The sequence below is a fragment of the Anaerolineae bacterium genome, from assembly GCA_016931895.1.
Classification (GTDB): Bacteria; Chloroflexota; Anaerolineae; order 4572-78; family J111; genus JAFGNV01.
The window spans coordinates 15,203-34,261 of record JAFGDY010000045.1; the positions used below are offsets into that span (position 1 = coordinate 15,203).

At 53.5% G+C, this 19,059-nt stretch carries 15 protein-coding genes and 1 rRNA gene; 7 read left to right on the top strand and 9 right to left on the bottom strand.

What is annotated here, in order from left to right; all coding sequences use genetic code 11:
• The 5 genes from JW953_04070 to JW953_04090 all read right to left on the bottom strand — a co-directional run bounded on the left by JW953_04070 (window position 1) and on the right by JW953_04090 (window position 6,142).
• A complete protein-coding gene (locus JW953_04070; protein ID MBN1991854.1) occupies window positions 1-1,515 on the bottom strand; it encodes a hypothetical protein in 1,515 nt (504 codons plus the stop codon).
• Between the two features lie 45 nt (window positions 1,516-1,560).
• Window positions 1,561-3,027, bottom strand: coding sequence for a hypothetical protein (locus tag JW953_04075; GenBank protein ID MBN1991855.1), 1,467 nt, complete (start codon window positions 3,025-3,027; stop codon window positions 1,561-1,563).
• Between the two features lie 27 nt (window positions 3,028-3,054).
• Window positions 3,055-4,287, bottom strand: a complete 1,233-nt coding sequence (locus JW953_04080; GenBank protein ID MBN1991856.1) for a DUF2029 domain-containing protein — start codon at window positions 4,285-4,287, stop codon at window positions 3,055-3,057.
• 98 nt (window positions 4,288-4,385) lie between these two features.
• Window positions 4,386-5,306 (bottom strand): hypothetical protein, encoded by a 921-nt coding sequence (locus tag JW953_04085; protein ID MBN1991857.1) that lies wholly within the window; start codon window positions 5,304-5,306, stop codon window positions 4,386-4,388.
• Between the two features lie 29 nt (window positions 5,307-5,335).
• Complete coding sequence (locus JW953_04090; GenBank protein ID MBN1991858.1) at window positions 5,336-6,142, bottom strand: polyprenol monophosphomannose synthase; 807 nt, start codon at window positions 6,140-6,142, stop codon at window positions 5,336-5,338.
• Between the two features lie 111 nt (window positions 6,143-6,253).
• On the opposite strand from JW953_04090, the gene JW953_04095 reads away from it, so the two are divergent.
• From JW953_04095 to JW953_04125, 7 genes are all read left to right on the top strand, one after another.
• Window positions 6,254-7,300: an esterase gene (locus tag JW953_04095; protein ID MBN1991859.1), complete on the top strand. Its 1,047-nt coding sequence runs from the start codon at window positions 6,254-6,256 to the stop codon at window positions 7,298-7,300.
• A gap of 110 nt (window positions 7,301-7,410) precedes the next feature.
• Window positions 7,411-9,897 carry a SpoIID/LytB domain-containing protein gene (locus tag JW953_04100; protein MBN1991860.1) on the top strand — a complete coding sequence of 829 codons (2,487 nt, stop codon included), beginning with the start codon at window positions 7,411-7,413 and terminating at the stop codon, window positions 9,895-9,897.
• Between the two features lie 87 nt (window positions 9,898-9,984).
• Complete coding sequence (locus JW953_04105) at window positions 9,985-11,163, top strand: pyridoxamine 5'-phosphate oxidase family protein (protein ID MBN1991861.1); 1,179 nt, start codon at window positions 9,985-9,987, stop codon at window positions 11,161-11,163.
• A gap of 4 nt (window positions 11,164-11,167) precedes the next feature.
• Complete coding sequence (locus tag JW953_04110) at window positions 11,168-11,938, top strand: ABC transporter ATP-binding protein (protein ID MBN1991862.1); 771 nt, start codon at window positions 11,168-11,170, stop codon at window positions 11,936-11,938.
• Between the two features lie 14 nt (window positions 11,939-11,952).
• Window positions 11,953-12,798 (top strand): ABC transporter permease, encoded by an 846-nt coding sequence (locus tag JW953_04115; protein ID MBN1991863.1) that lies wholly within the window; start codon window positions 11,953-11,955, stop codon window positions 12,796-12,798.
• 133 nt (window positions 12,799-12,931) lie between these two features.
• The gene (locus tag JW953_04120) at window positions 12,932-13,930 is read left to right on the top strand and encodes an ABC transporter substrate-binding protein (GenBank protein MBN1991864.1); all 999 of its coding nucleotides are present in this window, start codon (window positions 12,932-12,934) and stop codon (window positions 13,928-13,930) included.
• Window positions 13,931-14,002: 72 nt separating this feature from the next.
• A complete protein-coding gene (locus tag JW953_04125; protein ID MBN1991865.1) occupies window positions 14,003-15,385 on the top strand; it encodes a hypothetical protein in 1,383 nt (460 codons plus the stop codon).
• A 12-nt stretch (window positions 15,386-15,397) separates the two neighbouring features.
• Here the strand turns inward: JW953_04125 and JW953_04130 are convergent, their stop codons facing one another.
• From JW953_04130 to rrf, 4 genes are all read right to left on the bottom strand, one after another.
• On the bottom strand, window positions 15,398-15,817 hold the full coding sequence (locus tag JW953_04130) for a cytidine deaminase (protein ID MBN1991866.1): 420 nt from the start codon (window positions 15,815-15,817) through the stop codon (window positions 15,398-15,400).
• A gap of 45 nt (window positions 15,818-15,862) precedes the next feature.
• Window positions 15,863-17,239 (bottom strand): HlyC/CorC family transporter, encoded by a 1,377-nt coding sequence (locus JW953_04135; protein ID MBN1991867.1) that lies wholly within the window; start codon window positions 17,237-17,239, stop codon window positions 15,863-15,865.
• 38 nt (window positions 17,240-17,277) lie between these two features.
• Window positions 17,278-18,633, bottom strand: coding sequence for a bifunctional UDP-N-acetylglucosamine diphosphorylase/glucosamine-1-phosphate N-acetyltransferase GlmU (gene glmU / locus JW953_04140; GenBank protein ID MBN1991868.1), 1,356 nt, complete (start codon window positions 18,631-18,633; stop codon window positions 17,278-17,280).
• Window positions 18,634-18,940: 307 nt separating this feature from the next.
• A 5S ribosomal RNA gene (gene rrf / locus JW953_04145) occupies window positions 18,941-19,057 on the bottom strand.
• Window positions 19,058-19,059 lie beyond the last annotated feature (2 nt).

The following is a 19,059-nucleotide window of genomic DNA, read 5'->3' on the forward strand; positions in this document are numbered from 1 at the left end:
TCAATCTAATCCTTCTTTGCGGGCAAAAATCGCGGCCATCTCATCCTGGTAAATCTCCTGCCAGGCTGAATTTTGGCGCAGAAATTTGGCCAGGGTGCTATTTTTTTCAATGAATACCAAGTTGATCCCATCATCGGCCAGGGTTTGCGGCCAGCCATCATCGGCCACCATCACGCCAATATAACGCCGGATAAAGGCGTCATCGTAAAGATCGGTGCGGCCATCAATGTAAACCGGATATTGGGGCCAGAGTTTAAAAATGAGATAACCGCCCCAATTGTAGCTATTGAACATAGGGCCGGGGGGCTGTTGGCGCTTGACGAACTCAACCGCGTGGTAGGGCAGCGTGTTTTGCTCAACTTTCAGGCTGGTTTGGGGCATTAATGGGATGGCAATTTTGACCAGAGCGGCCATAACCACTAGCCCCAACAAAGCCCAATTGAGCCGGGAAAAGAGTCGCGAAGCGCGCGGGCGAGTCTCAAAGGAAGATAAAGGCGCGCGCGCGTAACCCCAGGTTTGCCACTGGCCGGTCCAGGCCAAATCCGCGTAACGGGCCAAAATGGGCGTAGTGACCAAACCAAAGGTGGCCATATTGCGCCCGGCAAACAAGGTCCAGCCGGCCCAAAGACCAACCAGGGTTAGATCGGTCCAGTCGGCGCGGCGCCCGGCGCGGCCCAAAGCGACCAGCTGTAGCAGCAACATCAGGATAAAAGGTTGGGTATGGGGCATGTGAAAATCAGGGCTGCGCCACTCCTGGATAAAATCGCGCAATGCGCCGATGCCTACTGTTTGAAAAGGATACAGCCACATCCGCCACGTGTGCGGATTAACAACCACCACCGCCAAACTGATCAAAACAACCACGCCCAAATGTTTGAGGCCGGGCCACGCTACCACGGGGTCGTCCCGGTGGCGGGTGAGGCTGTTCAGAGTTTCGCCAACCAGGTAGGCCAGCATCAACATAAAACCGATGGCAAAACCGCCGTGAAGATTGACCCATAGCAGCATCACCAGGGGCAGCCAAGGTAGCAACCGGCTGCCGCGCCACTTGAACCGATACAACAGGTAACTGACCACTGCCGTTAGCGTAAAAGAAAGCATCTGCGGCCGCGCAATCCAGCCCACCGACGAAACAACCGCGCCCAAGATCATGGCAAACGCCGCAATGAACAAATTGGCCCTGATTTGCCTCCAGACCAACCAGAAGGCAATGGCGGCCAACGCGGCTACAGCCAACGACAGGACGGCCCAGCCCCCGATGGCATACAGGCCGTACCAGAAAATTTGGGCCAGCCAGCCATGGTCAATCCACAAAGCGCCCGCCTTGGAATGAGAAAAAGGATCGGTGGTGGGGATGGTCAGATTTTCAACAATGTATTGCCCGCTTCGTACATGCCACCATGTATCGGGGGCAAAGGGGATGCGCACGGCCATAGTAAAAATGGAGATAAAAACAAGGGCCGTCACCAAATTTGGGATGGTAAGAACAGGCAAACCTTTTTTGGCTCGACTCACAGATATCTTCCTTTCCTATCGCCGTCAAGATAGCCCCAATCAAGATCAAGTAGATTTACGCATATAAACCACGGCCATCTCATCCTGGTAAATCTTTTGCCAGGCCGAATGGTGTTTTAAAAATTTAGCCAGGATACTGTTACTTTCCACCAGCACCAGGTTAACGCCATCTTCCGCCAAAATTTGTTCCCAGCCCTTATCAGCCACCATCACCTTTAAGTAACGCCGGATGAAGGCATCATCGTACAAATCGGTGCGACCATCAATATAAACGGGATAAGCGGGCCACAGTTTGAAAATAAGATAACCGCCCCAATTGTAACTGTTAAAAAGCGGGCCGGGGGGTTGATTTTTCTGGATAAATTGCACTGCCGCGACGGGTAAAATGTCCGATTCCGGCTCGGCGGCAGTTAAGGGTAAAAGCGTAACGCTCATCTGCACCAGGGCGGCCAGCGCCACCACAATGAGCAGGAACCAGTTAAAGTAGACTAATCTGGACTTTTTAGTTGGCAACCTGCTAGGTCCAGGCAAGTATTCTCCCACCACTGCGTCACTATAACGAGCCAGCACCGGCGCGGTCAATAACCCATACAGGCCGATGTTTCGCGCGGCAAAAAGGCTCCAAACCAGCCACAAACTCACCAGGGTTAAGTCTGTCCAATCAACCCGGCGAGACGTAAACCCCATAGCCACTACCGTAAGCAGAAACATGATTACAAAAGGCCAGGTCATGCTGGCATGAAAATCAGGGCTGCGCCATTCCTGGATAAAATCGCGCAGCGCGCCAATGCCCACCGTTTGAAAAGGGTAAAGCCACATGCGCCAGCCATGCGGATTAATCACCACCACTCCAAAACTTAACATGGCTATCGCCAGCAGTATACCGATTTGCCGCCATGGCAACACCGGATCGTCCCCATGCCTGGTGACGTGATTGAGGGTTTCGCCAAGCAGATAAACAACAACCAGCATAAAGGCAACGGCATAACCGCCATGCGCATTTGCCCATAGCACCGCCAGGAAGGGAAGGGCGTAAATCCAACGTGAGCCGGCGCGTTTGTATCGCTCCAACAGCAGCAAAACCAACCCGGCCAGCAAAAACGAGAACATCTGGGGGCGAGCCACCCAGGTTAAGGCAGAGGTGATAACGCCCAACAAAATGGCAAAGGCGCGCAGGTACAGGTTGCCCGGTGTAACCCACCAAACCAGCCCAAACGCGCCAGTGACCAGCGCAGCCAACCCCAAACTCAGCCCGAGCCAGCCGCCCCAGGAAAATAACCCATACCAAAAGACCTGGCCCAATTTGGGATACATCCACACCTGGCCTGCGTGGGTATGGGAAAAGGGGTCGGTGGTAAAAATTGTCTGATTTTCAACAATGTATTGGCCGGAGCGCAAATGCCACCAGGTATCGGTATCGGCGGGAATACGCACGGCCATGGTGAAAATGGCGATAAAAAGTATAACTACCAACAAGCGAGGAATGGTAAGCCAAGGCCCAACTAACTTCATTTTAAACCCGTATCCAGACGATTTTCTTCACCGTACCGAAGCTGCCTCTGTAGCCCTGCCCCCCAGGAAGAGCATGCGATAAAGTTGATAGGCCAGCAATACAAAAATAAGCGTCCGCGCCAGAATGGTTACCGGCAATAATTCGGCCAGGCCGCGAGACAGGATAATGGGCCACTCCAAAAAATTAACAAAACCAAGCGCAATAATAAATAGCACGGCCTGTCTCTCAGGAAAGGAGAGCAGGAGCAAGGAAATCAAAAAAGTCTGCCACTGCGGACTCCAGCCCGGCGACCAGAGCAGAAAAATGATAAAGGTGAAGGTTGTAAAAAGAACAATATCCAAATTAATGTCGGTGAGTATCCGGGGGCGAGTGAGAAGGTACAACCCCAACAGACCAAACGGGATAAAGGTGAGCCAAGCAGGAATACCGGCCGGATTGCCCAGTGGCTGAGTTGCTTTGGCGGCTTCAAAGTGGTCGGATAAAGCGCCAAAATTGCCGGTGGTATAATTGCCATCAAACAAGGCCCAAACGGTTTCATAAGATGATTTACTGGCCTGTGCTCGCACCGACGCCAGGGTCATTGCCGGATTAACCAGCGCAAAAGGGCCAAAGATAATCAAAGCAATGAGAAGTGTTATGACGCCATAAATCAATGCTGTTTTAAGTCCTCTGGCTCGCCACACTGCGGCCAACAAAATAACCGGTAAAATTTTGACCATTGTCCCCAGGCCCAGAGCTGCGGCTAACGCCTTATCTTTATATTTCAGCAGGCTGTAAAGCGCCAGCAGGATAAAAAAGGTAGTGAGCGCGTCAAAATTACCCAACCAGAAAAAAACGGGCACAAAAAGGGCGGTATAAATCCAGGCTATTTGGATAGCCCGCGCCGGGCCACGTAGCAGAAATGCCAGGCGATAGAGCAAATAAAGATTACCGCCCTCAACCAAGAGTAACCCAAAAGCCAGCAGTAAAATGTAATTTTTTAATTGCTGGCCGGCCAGGGTATAAACAGCAAGATTCAGGTAGGGGAAAATAGGGGGGAATTCGTACCAATAATGAATAAACGGGTAAAATCCACGCCGGGACAAGTCGGCCAGGTTAAAATAATGACCATAATCGCCGTAGAAGATCAGGTTTTCCGGGGGAAACGCCATCAGCATCATCAGGCGGCTGGTGAAGAAGAGGGTGAGGATTAAGAAAAAATCAAAGGGGGGGGAATGAGATAAGTAGTTTTGGCTTGAATGTTTTGGCGAATGGGACATAACTTTAGCGTCTTAAAGAAATCATGCCGGGTTACCGGGATTGTAAATATTTGTCTGCATTCTACCATGCCGGGCCAGCTTAACGTATGGGCTTTTTGTCATATAACCTGGCCGTTATATCCATTTAACCACCCCCGCCTTTTAGTGTAAAGACCCAGCCACAAGATAATTGGGAATAAATGCCCCAAATACCATGCCCAATCACCGAACCAATTGGACAGAAGCGGCAGCCATGAAACAATTATGGCCAGCAGGGCAACCCATTTTGCTACCCGCGCCAGAGCCGGCGTTATCACAATATAGTGGTAGGGGTGCAAATAAGGCAAACTAAATGTTCCGGCTAACATAAGCATATCCGCATCCCCCCTGGAGAACCAGAGCAAGAGAATGACCAACGGCAAAGACCAGGGCCACAAGTGGATGTCGTGTGAGACAAAACGGGAAAATTCACCTATTTTAAACAAATCCAGCGGCCAGAAACCCCAAATAATTATCGAAATTGCCAACCAAATTATCAGGGCCAAGACATCCTGCTTACGAGTAAAAAAGGCCAGATAAGTAACTTGGGGTTTGATGGTAGCCAGCGGAACTAACCATGGTAAGCCCGTTAATCCCAACACCAATAAGCCGTCCACCTGTCCCAAAAATATCACCCAAAAAACCGGCAGGGTAAAAAACGCAGCCCCCATAACCAGGCGCGAAGCGCGTCTTTGGTATAAAGCCAGGGCCAACCCGGTAAAGGTGAAACCAATCAAGCCCGGCCAGGTGAGATAGGATACATAAACAATCCACGGCGGATAATAAGCCGTAGCAGTTACTTTTTCACCCAGGCTAAAGTAGTGAACCCAATCATAGCCAATCAAGCCCGTGGCTGGCAAAAAATAACCAATCAAGGCAAAAACCAAAACGCCAACCACTACAAAAAGGAGATATTGCCACCATGGGAGGGCCCGAGGAGGGTCGGGGATAGGCGGGAAGAGGAACGCCTCAAATTTATGCCACACCGCTTGCCAGCTCATCGCCCACCTATAGCAACTTTCTTTCTTGACTACAAGGAAGGGGGAGTTGTTTCTTTAGCCAAATTTTCTAAGCGCCCCACCTCGTCAGAAACCGGCGGCAATACCGATACCTGCGCCAACCGTTTCCGTTTCAGTAATCGGCTGGCAAACAACCGCAACACCGTATACATAGCCTTGTAAATCTCTCGCTGAGATATTTTTGACTCTCCCCGCTCTCGGTTGGCAAAGATAATGGGAATTTCCCCTACGGTATAGCCTAGCCGCTGGCATCTAAATAACATTTCCACCAAAAACGAGTAGCCATTAGAGAAAATCTGGTTCAGGTCAATATTTAGCAAAACCTCTCGGTGGTAACAACGAAAACCGGCTGTACAATCATGCGCCTTCAAGCCCAGCACTGTGCGTACAAAAGCATTGGCTCCCCAGCTCAAAAACCGGCGCCGCCAACCCCAATTTCGCACTCCACCCTGAGGAATATAACGCGAACCAATGGTAATGTGAAAATGATCGGCCAGCGCCACCAGACCCGGCAGGTAAGCGGGGCTGTGCGAAAAGTCGGCATCCATCGTGATCAAACGGTCTGCGCCTTCAGCCAAACCCTGTTTGAACCCCGCAATATAGGCCGTGCCCAGGCCCAACTTTCCCTCTCGGTGAATTACCCCCACCCGTCCATATTGTGCCGCCAACCCCTCCGCAATTTGCCCGGTTCCGTCCGGCGAGTTATCATCAACAATAATCACTCTGGCCTTAAGGTTTTCCAACGCCAGAATTTGTTCAACCAAATCGGTGATATTTTCCTTTTCATTGTAAGTTGGCACAATTACACAAACGTCCAATGAAGCACCCTATCAACAAAATTTTGTCAACGAGCATCTTACCACAAAGCAGATTATTGGGCTATTCATCAAACAGTAAAACTCTAAACGTTCAAATTCAGGAGAAAACTGATGCCTACCTCAAGTAAAATCATTATTGAAACCATCACCAGCAACGTTCTGCGCCATAACCCTCTGGGCGACCCCTCTCTTCGCCGTGTGCCCGTTTATCTGCCCCCCGGCTACGATGACGGCAATGCCCGCTATCCGGTCGTCTACCTGCTGGCCGGCTTCACCGGACGAGGCACGGTTATGCTCAACGACTCCGCCTTTGACGAGACCATCCAGGAGCGCATGGATCGTCTTATCGCTACCGGAGAGGTTTGGCCCATGATCCTGGTGATGCCCGATTGTTTCACCCGTTACGGCGGCAGCCAATACCTCAATTCCCCCGCTACCGGCCGCTACGAAGATCATTTGATTAATGAGTTACTACCATACATTGACCAACACTACCGCACCCAGGCCGAGCCTGGTTATCGCGCCATTGCCGGTAAATCCTCCGGCGGCTACGGCGCGCTGATCCAGGCCATGCGCCATCCCGATAGTTTCAGCGCCCTGGCCTGCCACAGCGGCGATATGTATTTTGAGTATTGTTACAAACCCGACTTCCCCAAATCCCTTAATGCCTTTGCCCGCCATAACATTGACTCTGCCGCGGCCCTGCGTAATTTTTTAGCCGGCTTTCAGCCCAAAATGTACCCCAAACCGGCTGATTTTTTTGACATCATCCAAATCGCGGCGATGTCGGCCTGCTACTCCCCCAATCCAGACTCCCCCTGCGGTTTTGATCTGCCCTTTGAATTCTACACCGGCCAACTTCGTCCCGAGGTGTGGCAACGCTGGCTGGCGCATGACCCTTTGAGCATGCTGGCGCAAAAAATTTATATTGACGCCCTGCGCCAGATGAAACTGATTTACCTTGATTGCGGAAACCACGACGAATACGCCCTGCACTATGGCGCCCGGCTCTTCAGCCAACGGCTCACTGCGCTCAACCTGCCCCATACCTACCAGGAATTCGACGGCGGCCACCGCCACATCCAATTCCGCTACGATGAATCGCTCAAAGCCATTTCCCAAGCCTTTGCCCGCCAACCATCGTTACCGCTGCCTTAAACCCAAAATGCCTCAACAGGAGGCGTTTTTTATTTCCTGGTTGTACTAACGGTCTATTTAACCTTGTTCTATTTTTTGATATGCTATACCTTAAGATGATTAAATTGGGCATGCCCTTTTCAAAATTACGGAGCCTGGCCGGGATACTCTTGGCCCTGACCCTTATCTTTTCCATTGCCCAACCTGCCGCCGCCCAAGAGCCGCTGTTCTCATTACGCCTATTGGCCTGGTCAACCGACGGCTCGTTTTTAATCGGCGCAACCCCCGGCCAGGTGGTCATCCTGCCCGACACCTCGACCCAACAGTTACAAACCCTCTGGCTGCTGCCCACCAATGGCCAGAAACCCCAACCCTTGGCCGTTGGATTTGCGCCTGCCCTCAGCCCGAACCGCCGCTTTGTCACCTTTACCCGCCTCGACGCCCAAAACCAGCCTGCTTTATGGGGCGTTAATCTCACCACCGGCGCGTTGCAAAAACTTAATCCTGATTCTTTATCTGCTGCTGCAGCCCCGGCCAGTGATCCGGCTGGGCAAATATCCATTTCGCGGGACGGTCAAAAACAAGCGATTGTGGTCGGTGAACTGGCTCAAGCAGAACTCTGGCTGGGTGAGACCGGCGGCCCGGCTCAATTGCGGCTGAAGGGTGAAAATGAGATCTTTAGCGACATCGCCTGGCGGCCCGATGGTCAGGCTCTGGCCCTCATCCGCACCCCTCTGGGCAGCGAAACCGATTCGGCCGGCGAACTATGGCGGCTGGACCTGCCGGACAATACTCTCACCCGCCTCAGCCAAAACAACGTGACCGACCGCTCTCCCCTTTGGAGCGCCGATGGGAGCAGCCTGGCAATTATTAGAAACGAACAGGTGGTAGTTGTGCCCGCCGCCGAGTTGATGGTTGAAGAATTTACCCTGGTCGAACAACTTCCCCCCATCCCCCTTCCTTTGGGCGTTACTGCCCAATTGACGCCGCCGGCCGCCATCAGAGTTATTCACCGCGCCGAAAACACCTGTCGCAGTGCTGTACCCGTCGGCCAAATTGACACCATCCCCTTTGAGGAGTATGTGCAGCGAGTTGTGCCGCACGAAGTGCCCTCTTACTGGCCTGCCGAAACCCTCAAAGCCCAGGCTGTAGCCGTCAGAACCTATGCCTGGGCCAAATACTTGCAAGACCCCGCCGCTGCTTACCACGTTACCGACTGGGTGAATCATCAATACATGTGCGACACTACCTCCCCCGCTACCAACCAGGCGGTTAATGATACAGCCGGCGAATACCTGGCCTACTACGGCAGCATGATCACCGCCATGTACAGCGCCGAAAATTCCAGCCCCACCAAAAGCAGCCTCTACGTTAACTATTTGCAAGCCATAGACGATCCGGTTTCATTTGGCAAAACGCGCTACGGTCACGGCTACGGCATGGGCCAATGGGGGGCGCAGCGTTGGGCCGCCCAACACAACTGGTCGTACCAGGCTATTTTGCGCCATTACTACTCAAACATCACCCTGGAAAAAGGGAACATCGGTTTCGCCGCCCCGCCAAATGTGGCTATTGTGGCCCCCTGGTCCAACCATTATCTCACCGGCAATAACCTCCGCCTCTTGGCCAATACCAGCGATGGGGATAACAGCATCACCCAGACCAACCTCTATCTCTCCACTCCAACCGGGACCAATCTGTTGGTCAGCGAGCCTGGCCCGGCCCAAAGCGTGGGTTACGTGCTCGATGTCTCAACCTGGGCCGAACAAACCCTGTTGAGCCAAACCCTGGTGCTCACCGCCGCAGCCGTTGACGCCACCGGCCGGCGCGCAGTCTCCCCAGAGGTGGTCATTGGGCTGGATCGGGTGACTCCCACCGGCCTGCTCACCACCTCCGCCACGCTCACCGGCACCACCATCATCACCGATTCTCCGGTACTCTCGTTAACGCTAACGGCCAACGACGACACCGCCGGGGTATCCGCCATATCAATGGGGCGATCTGACTGGGTTTGGGAAGGAGAAAACTTGACCCGGGAAGAGGTAGGCGGTTGGCCGGTTGGCCGGGTAATCAGCGACTCCCTGGCCCTCAATGGCTTGGCCATGCAGGCTACCGTTTCTGACAACCCGCCCGGCACCTGGTTCAGCTCTGAAATAACCCTTCCGGCGCCCAAGCAATACCGCGCTTATTTCAACCTAAAAGTTGGCGATCACACCACCCCGGCTGAAGTGGCCCGTCTGGAAATCATCAACAATGAAACCAATAATTTGATTGGGCTGCACCGCCTGCGCGGCACAGACTTTAGAGCCAGCAACGCCTACCAGGAATTTCACGTAGACTTTGATTACCCCACAGTCGCCGCCGGCCAGCAGGGCGACCCCATCACCTTGCGTCTGGTTTTTCAAGATACAGCCAACCTCTCCCTGGATAGAGTCATTGTGCTCGAATACCCAATCCCCTTTACCACCACCCCCAGCTACGCCTATCCCTCCTTTCGGCTAAAAGTCATTGACGGGGCCGGCAACGTATCGGGTGACCTGCTGGTTCTGTCCCATTCACCCGTCTATTTACCCCTGATGATAAAGTCAACCCCCGTCAGACTTCCTGTGACTCCTTAAAATCATTCCAGCGGCTTACCTTTCCCTTTTTTGACAATCAATTACTATCCACTATAATAAACATCTGTTTTCTATACTAAACTAACAATGACGACCTACGCCCAACACGTCCCCGCCGCCGAGCGGACCTTACGCTTGTTAGAAACATTGGCCGCCGCGCCCGAAGGCTTTTTGGCCGGTGAACTGATTGAGAGCCTGCAAATCTCGCGCAGCAGCCTCTTTGCCCTGCTCAATACCCTCAAAACCTATCACTATGTTGAACAAAGCGATGAACGGGGCCGTTACCGGGCCGGACCGGCTCTATACGCCCTCACGCCCGCCAAACACCGCGGGCTGGCCGCTTTAATAGAAACTTTTCACACCGACCCTGAATTCAGCGCCTTTACCGAAACCCTGGCCCTGGCCCGCCTTGACGGTGACAACACCATCATCATTGCCCAACAAGAAAGCCGGCAGCCGGTGCGGGTAGTGCTGGAAATTGGCCGGCGCCGCCCGGCTGCCGACACTGCCGCCGGATTGGTTTTATTGGCCGGCCTGCCAACCGATGCTGTTCAGCGCGCGCTTATCCCCTCAACCTCCGGTCTGACCGACACATTGGACCAGATTCGGCAAACAGGCATGGCCCAAACCCACCATAATGAAATGGTCGAAGTGGCCTCTCCTGTTTGCGCCGACGGCTATCAACCCATTGCCGCGCTACAGCTCAACATCCCTGCTTTTCGTTGGCAAAACAACAATGACCTAAACCAATCCCTGCGCCTGGCCGCCGGCCGCCTGTCGTATCGCCTGGGCGCGCCAGTTTACCAACCCTATGGCCAAACCCAGCCTGAACTGGTTGGGCCAACCAGGCCCCTTGACGCCAATGAAATCAACCAGTTTTTGCAGCAAGCCTGGGGAGCGCGCCTGGCCTGTACCCGCAAAAACGGCACGCCGCACGTTGTTCCCCTATGGTATGAATGGGACGGCCAATTTTTTTGGGTCACGGCTTCGGCCAACGCTTCGTGGGGTCATTACCTCCGTGAAAACACCTCGGTGTCCCTGACCGTTGACGAACCCTGGCCGCCGCTGCGTCGGGTGTTGGTCACCGGCAGCGCCCAGCCTGTTGCCGACAATACGCTGGCCGGAGGTGTGGCCGGGTTGAGAGAACGTTTAGTGACTCGCTATTTAGGCCAGGGCGCCAATCCAACAGCCATGCAGCAGATGCAGTGGCAAGCCTTTCGCATAACGCCGCAAAAGATCATCGGCCAGCGAGGGCTGGGGGGTTAAAAATATGCCGTATCCGGCCATTGACGCTCAAATTCAACACGTGAGCCAAATTTTTCAGGAGCAGAGCCGCCGCCTGGTCGCGCTGCAAAACATCAACCTGAACGTCCGGGCCGGCGAGTTTGTCAGCCTGGTGGGGCCAAGCGGCTGCGGTAAATCAACCCTGCTACGGCTGGTGGCGGGTCTGCATGCTCCCACCTCTGGCCAAATTTTATTGGCCGGACAACCGCCAGCCAAACTTCGCGCCCGCAAACAAATTGGCTGGATGGCCCAACAATCAGCCCTGCTGCCCTGGCGCACCGTGCTGGAAAATGTGCGCCTGCCTTTACAAGTCAACGGGCAAACCAAACCTCCCCCGGCTTCGCCGGAAGAACTGCTGCAACTGGTTGGCCTGCCGGACTTTGCCCACGCTTACCCGGCCACCCTCTCCGGCGGCATGCAGCAGCGGGTGGCCCTGGCCCGCATGCTCACCATTGGCGCCTCACTCTGGCTCATGGACGAACCGTTTGCCGCCCTTGATGAACTGACCCGCGAAACCCTGGCCGATGAGCTGCTGGCCATCTGGCGCCAATTCCGGCCCACCGTTTTTTGGGTAACACATCATTTACCCGAAGCCGTTCGCCTATCCAACCGGGTCGTCATCCTCTCAGCCCGGCCCGGCCACATTCGCGGCGTCATCACCGTCAACTTGCCCCGTCCCCGCGACGACACCGGCCCGGAGTTTCAGGCTATTGTGCGGCAAGCGCGGCAGGTGATGGGCGCAAGCAATGAAGCGTAAGGAGTAGGCAGCAAGTGGCAGATAGCAAAGTAGAAGGTAACAAAGTAACCCGGCTTATATATTATGCCTCGCGTGTTATGTGTCACTTGTCACGGATTACATTCAACGCGCAACGGTTAACCCTCACCGACCGCACTATTGCCGGGTTGATTGTGGCTTTGGCGCTGCTGGGCTGGGAGGTGGCCCTGCGGCTCAACAATACGCCGGTCTATCTCCTGCCCGCGCCGTCGGACATTTTGCAAAAATTGTTGGAAAATCCCGGCCCGCTGCTGCTGGCCGGCGGCGTTACCCTGGCCGAGGCCCTGGCCGGGCTGGTGTTGGGCAGCAGCATTGGGCTGGCTCTGGCCCTGCTGTTGAATTTTTGGGCTAAATTGGAACAGGGCGTTCTTTCGCTGGCCATTCTCATCAAAGCCACTCCCCTGATTGCTATTGCGCCTATTTTGACCATCTGGCTTGGTTACGGCCCGGCCCCTAAAATTGTGGTTACGGCCTTGTTGACCTTTTTCCCGGTCTTGATCAACGCCCTCAGCGGCTTCCGGGCCGTAGACAAAGCCATGCTGGACCTGGTGCGATCCTGGGACGCGAATCCCTGGGAGATATTTATTCATCTGCGCTGGCCAATGGCCCAACCCTATCTTTTTGCCGCCCTCAAAGTGGTTGGCCCGCTGGCCCTGATTGGGGCCGTAGTGGCCGAGTGGATGGGTGCCTCCAGCGGCCTGGGCCGCGAAATGTGGCTGGCCTACGCTAACCTGAACATGCCCGCCCTCTTTGCCGCCGTGTTTGTGCTCACCCTCATCAGCATTACGCTCTATCAAGGCATTATCTTATTGGAAAAACGGTTCCTATTTTGGCAGAAATAGCGGGCCGGCGCGCAGAGCGCAAAAAATCAACTTTATCCTTTTGACCAACGACCGCCGACGAACGACCGGCAAAAAAATAAGTCGTTCGTCATCCGTCGTTCGTCGTTTGCTATATAGGAGGCTTCTGATCACAATGAAACACAAACTCCATTTTCTACTCTTATTTTTCCTGCTCGCCGGCTGCCAACTTGCGCCGAAAGCAGTTGACCAGCCTCAAAAATCTCTCACCTTTATGGCCGGGTATAAACCGCAGGCCAATTTGCCTTTTGTGGGCGTTTATGTGGCCCAGGAAAAAGGCTTTTTTGCCGACGAAAAGTTGCAAGTAACCATTCAACACTCCGCCGGCGGCGGCGAACACCTGCAACTCCTGGCCGTTGGCAAAGTGGATGTGACCACCCAAGATGCCGCCATCCTACTCAAACGCCGCGCCGACCCCGGCCTGCCGCTGGTGTCCATTGCCTTGATCGGCCAGCAGGGACAGCAGGCGTTTGTGGCGCTGGCCGATTCCGGAGTTAAGTCGCCCCGGGATTGGGTTGGCAAAAACGTGGGGTACAAAGGTTCGCCCCCTCCCGACCTCTTTGCCCTGATGGCCGCGGCCGGCGTGGATCAGGCTAAAGTGAACCTGGTCAACGTTGGCTTTGATCCCCGCGCCCTGACCGAGGGCTTGGTTGACGTTTATCCGGTATTCAAATCAAACGAACCCTACCTCATTCAGCAGTGGGGTTATGGCCTGACCATGTGGGAAGCCGCCGATTACGGCATCCCCAACCTGGGTTTAACCTACGTCACCACGCCCGCCATTATTGAGCAAGACCCGGACCGCATGGCCCGGTTCCTGCGGGCTGCTCTGGCGGGCATTGAGTATGCCCGCCAACACCCCGACGAAGCGGTGGAGATTGTGTTAAAATACGCCGGCGAGCAGGCCGACCCTGCCCACATGCGCTACATGCTTGATACAGAACTGGCCGACGCCGTCTCCCCTGTTACCGAGGCCCACGGCCTTGGCTGGCAGACTATTGAACAGTGGCAGGCCCTGCAAGACATGCTGGTGGAATACCAGGCTATGGAAAAACCGATAGATGTGGAACAGGCGTTTACCAACAACCTGCTGCCGCAAAATACCGGGCCATAGGTGAGTTTTCTCAAAACACCCCCAGGCCAGGTATAATATCGCCAGCTAAAAATGATGAGGTCGTCTTGATCAATGCCATTGTTTAAAATTAAAACCTGGTCTGGGGTCTCCCTGATTATCTGGTGGGGGCTGCTCACGCCAGCCTGTCTGGCCACGCCGCCGTCTAATCCCGGCCCGGTTGTCACTTCTGCGCCAATCACGCCGTCCCTGTCCCCTCAAAGCACTTCAACTGCCACCCGGCCCGCTGCGCTCCACGACGCCCCAACAATGTCCTCCCCTTCCACACCCACCAAATCATCCTTCAGCAGCCAAAACGATCTCTTAACCCTGCCTACCGCTTCGGCAACGCCCACCGCGGTCAGTATTCCCTGCACGGTGAACGTAAACACATTGCCTCTCCGAGAAGGCCCCGGCCCGGGCTACCGCCTGATCAAAACACTATCAACAAACGAAGCAGTGTCCGCTTTTAAGTGCGCTCCCGGCGGTGAATGGCTACTGGTAGAAACCAGACAAAAAGAAATTGGCTGGCTCCAGGCTAACGCTGTTGCCTGTCAAAATGACCTCACCCGCCTGCCCATGGCCGGGGGCGTCACCCCTCCAACGCCCCTTCCGGCGCCCCCCGGCGCGCTACCCTCCCCCAAAGCAACCTTTCCGGCCGTTACCCCCGCGCCCACGCCCACCCTGCCGGCCAATGCCTGGCGCGGCGAATATTACGATAACGCCAGCCTGTTGGGTGAGCCGGTTTTGATCCGCGAAGACCCGGACCTTAATTTCAACTGGATTTTGGACAGCCCGGCCCCCGGCCTCCCGGCCGATAATTTTTCGGCGCGCTGGACGCGCCTGTTTGACTTTATTGAAGGCGGCGATTATCGCTTTTTTGCCGAAGTTGATGACGGCATCCGCCTGTACGTGGACGGCTGGCTGGTGATTGACGCCTGGCATACTTTTCTGCCCGTCCCCTATTCCGGCGACTTTGCCGACATTGAGCCGGGCTACCACGTTATTACGGTGGAGTATTTTGAATCCGGCGGCCATGCCAATATAAAAGTGTGGGCCGAAAAAACCCGCTTTATCGCCGCCGAATGGCGCGGGGAATACTATGATAATGCCGACCTGCAAGACCCGGCCTTTTTGATTCGCAGCGATGAAACCATTGATTTTGATTGGGGTGAAGGCTCGCCCGCCCCCGGCATTGAGGGCAATAGCTTTTCTGTCCGCTGGCGTAAAACGTTCTTTTTTGAGGGCGGGGATTACAAATTTTTTGCCCAAATAGCCGATAGAGACCGGGTAAAAATTTACCTGGATGGCTGGCTGCTGGTTGACGAGTATCAAGAGGACGGCGGCCTGGTGAGCGGTTACTTTGCCCAGGTGGGCGCGGGCTACCACGATATAACTGTGGAGTACCACGAAAATGTAGGCCGGGCCGGGATCAAGTTTTATTGGGAGAAGGATTAAATACCGTCATAATCAAGCCGACAAATTCTCCGGCCCAAAACTGTGGGGCAGTAAATCGGAAAAAGTAAATACTTTGTAATTACCTTCAATGTCGCCGATAATTACGGTCAGGTTGGGGGCAAACTCGCGCAGTACCTGGCGACACACGCCGCAGGGCATACCACCGTTTATCGTAACCACGGCGATGGCCGCAAAATCTTTATGTCCCTCAGACACGGCCTTAAACACAGCTACCCGCTCGGCGCACATCGAGGGGCCGTAGGCGGCATTTTCCACATTGCAGCCCGGGTAGATTTTGCCATCGGCAGTCAACAAAGCCGCGCCTACTTTGTAGTGCGAGTAAGGGACATAGGCGTATTCGCGGGCCTTAAGTGCTTCTTCGATCAAATGACCCCATTGAACATTGAGAGGAGTTTTAGCCGAGTCGGTCATAATTATCAGGTTAGCAGCCGCTAAATATTCAAACCTGCAACAATTTTACGGGGAGTCTGAAACCGTTTTACGCGGGTTACTCATCAACCTGGATGCGCTTTTTTCATCAGCCGCTCTGGTCTTGCCCTTCTGACCATTCCCTGCGTTATCCTGTAACTGTTGAATTTTCACCCGGCCAATGCGGCGTCCCTCCACCGCCAACACCGTTAAACGACTCTCGCCCACCTCCACAAAATCGCCCACTTCAGGCACGCGACCAAGCACTGAATAAACCAGCCCGCCCAGGGTATCGCTCTCGTCGGTGGGCAGGTCAATAGACATAATATTGTTGATGTCGTCCAAATCCGCACGGGCGTTAAAAATATACTCGCTATCGGAAATACGCTCCATGAAGAACTCTTCGCTGTCGTACTCGTCCTGAATTTCACCCACAATTTCTTCCAAAATATCCTCAATGGTTACCAAGCCGGCCATCCCGCCATATTCGTCAACCACAATGGCAATATGCACTTTTTCCCGCTGCAACTCGCGCAAAAGGTCGCTGACCGGTTTAGTTTCGGGCACATAGTAAGCATCACGCACCAAACATTGTACCTCATCCGGCGCAACGCCATCGCGCCAGTGAGCCAGCAAATCTTTGGCATAGAGGATGCCCTCAATATTATCAATGCTCTCTCTGTAAACCGGCACCCGTGAGTGGCCGGCCGCCACGATAATATCAAGGGCCTGACGCACCGACGTTCCCGCCTCAATCGCCACCACGTCAATGCGCGGTACCATAATCTCGCGGGCCAGGGTATCATCCAGGTTGAAGATAGAATAGATCATCTCCTTTTCATCTTCTTTCAATGCTCCGCCTTCTTCGCTGGCATCCACGTAAGTGCGTAAATCCTCTTCGGTGATAATCCCCAACCCCTCGCTCTCTCCTTCACCGGAACGGCCGGTCAGCATCCAGCTAACCTTGGTCACAAGCCGGGCCAGGGGAGTGGCCAGCCGGGATAATAGGTAAATGGGGTGAATTGTCCACAGGGCTATGGTTTCAGCATAGTTACGGGCAATATCCCGGGGAATAAGTTCACCCAGAATAAGAGTAGTTAAAGCCGCCACCACAACAATGATAGCCGCGGCAATGAGGTTACTGATAGAGATAGCCCGGGCTAAAGGGGTGGTGTAAACCAAAACCGCAAAAGCGATAATGGAAAAACCGATAAATTTGAGGGCAAGTTGCTCGGTGGCCAACAAACGAGAAGCATCCTCGGCCAGATCATCAACCAACTCGGCCCCCCGCCGACCTTCTTCAAGTAATTGTAACCGCCGCCACTTGCGAGTAGAAACGATAGCCTCTTTTGCCGCGGCAAAAAAAGCGTGCAACGCCAGCAAAATCAAAAGAACAATTATAGACGCCGTACTGTCAGGGTCCAACCAAGTACTCCAAGATAAAACAAACTAGAAATTTATCACTATTCTGACGCTGTATTGATATCTTTCAAGCGGGCCGGGACGCCATAGGCCACTGCGCCATCAGGTACATCTTTCTTGACTACGGAACCGGCGCCCGTTTTGGCGTTTTTTCCAATATTGACCGGGGCCACCAACATCGTATCGCTGCCAATGAACGCTCCATCACCAATGTTTGTTTGGTGTTTATTGACTCCATCATAGTTGCACGTAATGGTTCCGGCCCCAATGTTGACATCCGTGCCAATGGCGGCATCGCCTAAATAACTAAAATGGCCCATCTTGGTGCCTGGGCCCAGGTACGAATTTTTGACCTCGCCAAAATTACCCATGTGGACTCCTTCGGCCAGGTGGGACCCCTTTCGCAGATGGCCAAACGGGCCAATATCCACGTTATTTTCCATCACTGCCTGCTCAACCACCGAAAACCGAATCTGACAATGATCACCGATGGTGGAGGCCTCAATATAACTATTAGGGCCAATGATACAATCACGCCCAATGGTGGTTTGACCCATCAGAAAAGTGTTGGGATAAATAACCGTGTCTGGGCCTATGGTTACGCCCAACTCAATATAAGTGGTCGCCGGATCAAGCATGGTCACCCCGGATTCCATCAGCTTTTGGTTGACCCGCTGGCGCAAGATAGCTTCAACATGGGCCAGGTGGGCACGATTGTTAATACCCAGCACTTCCGCTGGATCTGCTATGAGTTCGGTTTGAACTGTTTTGCCTTGCTCAACCGCAATCCCAATTAAGTTAGTTAAATAATTGTTTTCTTTGTCCCCCGGGGTCACTTTTCCCAAATGATGCCACAGCCACTCAGCCTCAACAACATAAATACCCGTATTTAGCTCACAAACGGCCCGCTGCTCTGGCGTGCAATCAATCTTTTCAACAACTGCTTGCACAGCTCCCTGCTCGTCTCGCACCACCCGGCCCAAGCCAAAAGAATGTTCCCGCTCTACCACCAACATGGCTAATGGGCCTTGCGTTCTCTGGTAAACCGCAACCAGGTCTTGTAAGGTTTGGGGAGATAGTAACGGCATATTTCCATAAGTCGTCAATATAGCATCAGCTTTTCTTTCCAGCAAAGCACGGGCCTGCTGAACCGCATGCCTGCGGTCCGACTGCGGTGACTGAATAACAAAAGAGGTCTCATCGCCAAATTCAGCCTGTATCCGGTCATTAACTTCAGGCCCTACAATAACCACGGTCTCCACCGGGTTTAAAGCTTTTACTGTCTCTAATACATAACCCAACATCGGTTTTCCCAGAATTGGGTGGAAGCTGGCGGGAGTTTTAGATTTCATCTGGTCATCTATACCGACGGCCATAATTACAACAGCTAAATTCATCAGGTAACTCGCTTAGGATCGGGCTTAACCAACATCCTCAAATGCAGTCAGAAAATTCAGCTATCTTACCGCTGAAGATGGAAGTTATCAAAACGTAGGTTCTTATTAAAAAATGGCGGTTCAATGGGGTAACAATCCATAAACAAGGAGGATTAGATTTACTGCAACTTTATTGTAACACAGGGTCAACAATATATCAATAGGGCCTAACCAGTGAGTTTCTTTTTAATTGAGTAACAATTTCTGGAAGCATACTCTTTTTAGTTTCGGTTTAGTTGGGTTAGGTTGCAGAAAATAAAAAAAGCCCTCTTGGCAATGACCTACTCTCCCGGAGGGTCGCCCCTCAAGTACCATCGGCGCTGGTGGGCTTAACTGCCGGGTTCGGGATGGAGCCGGGTGTACCCCCACCGCTAAAATCACCAAGAA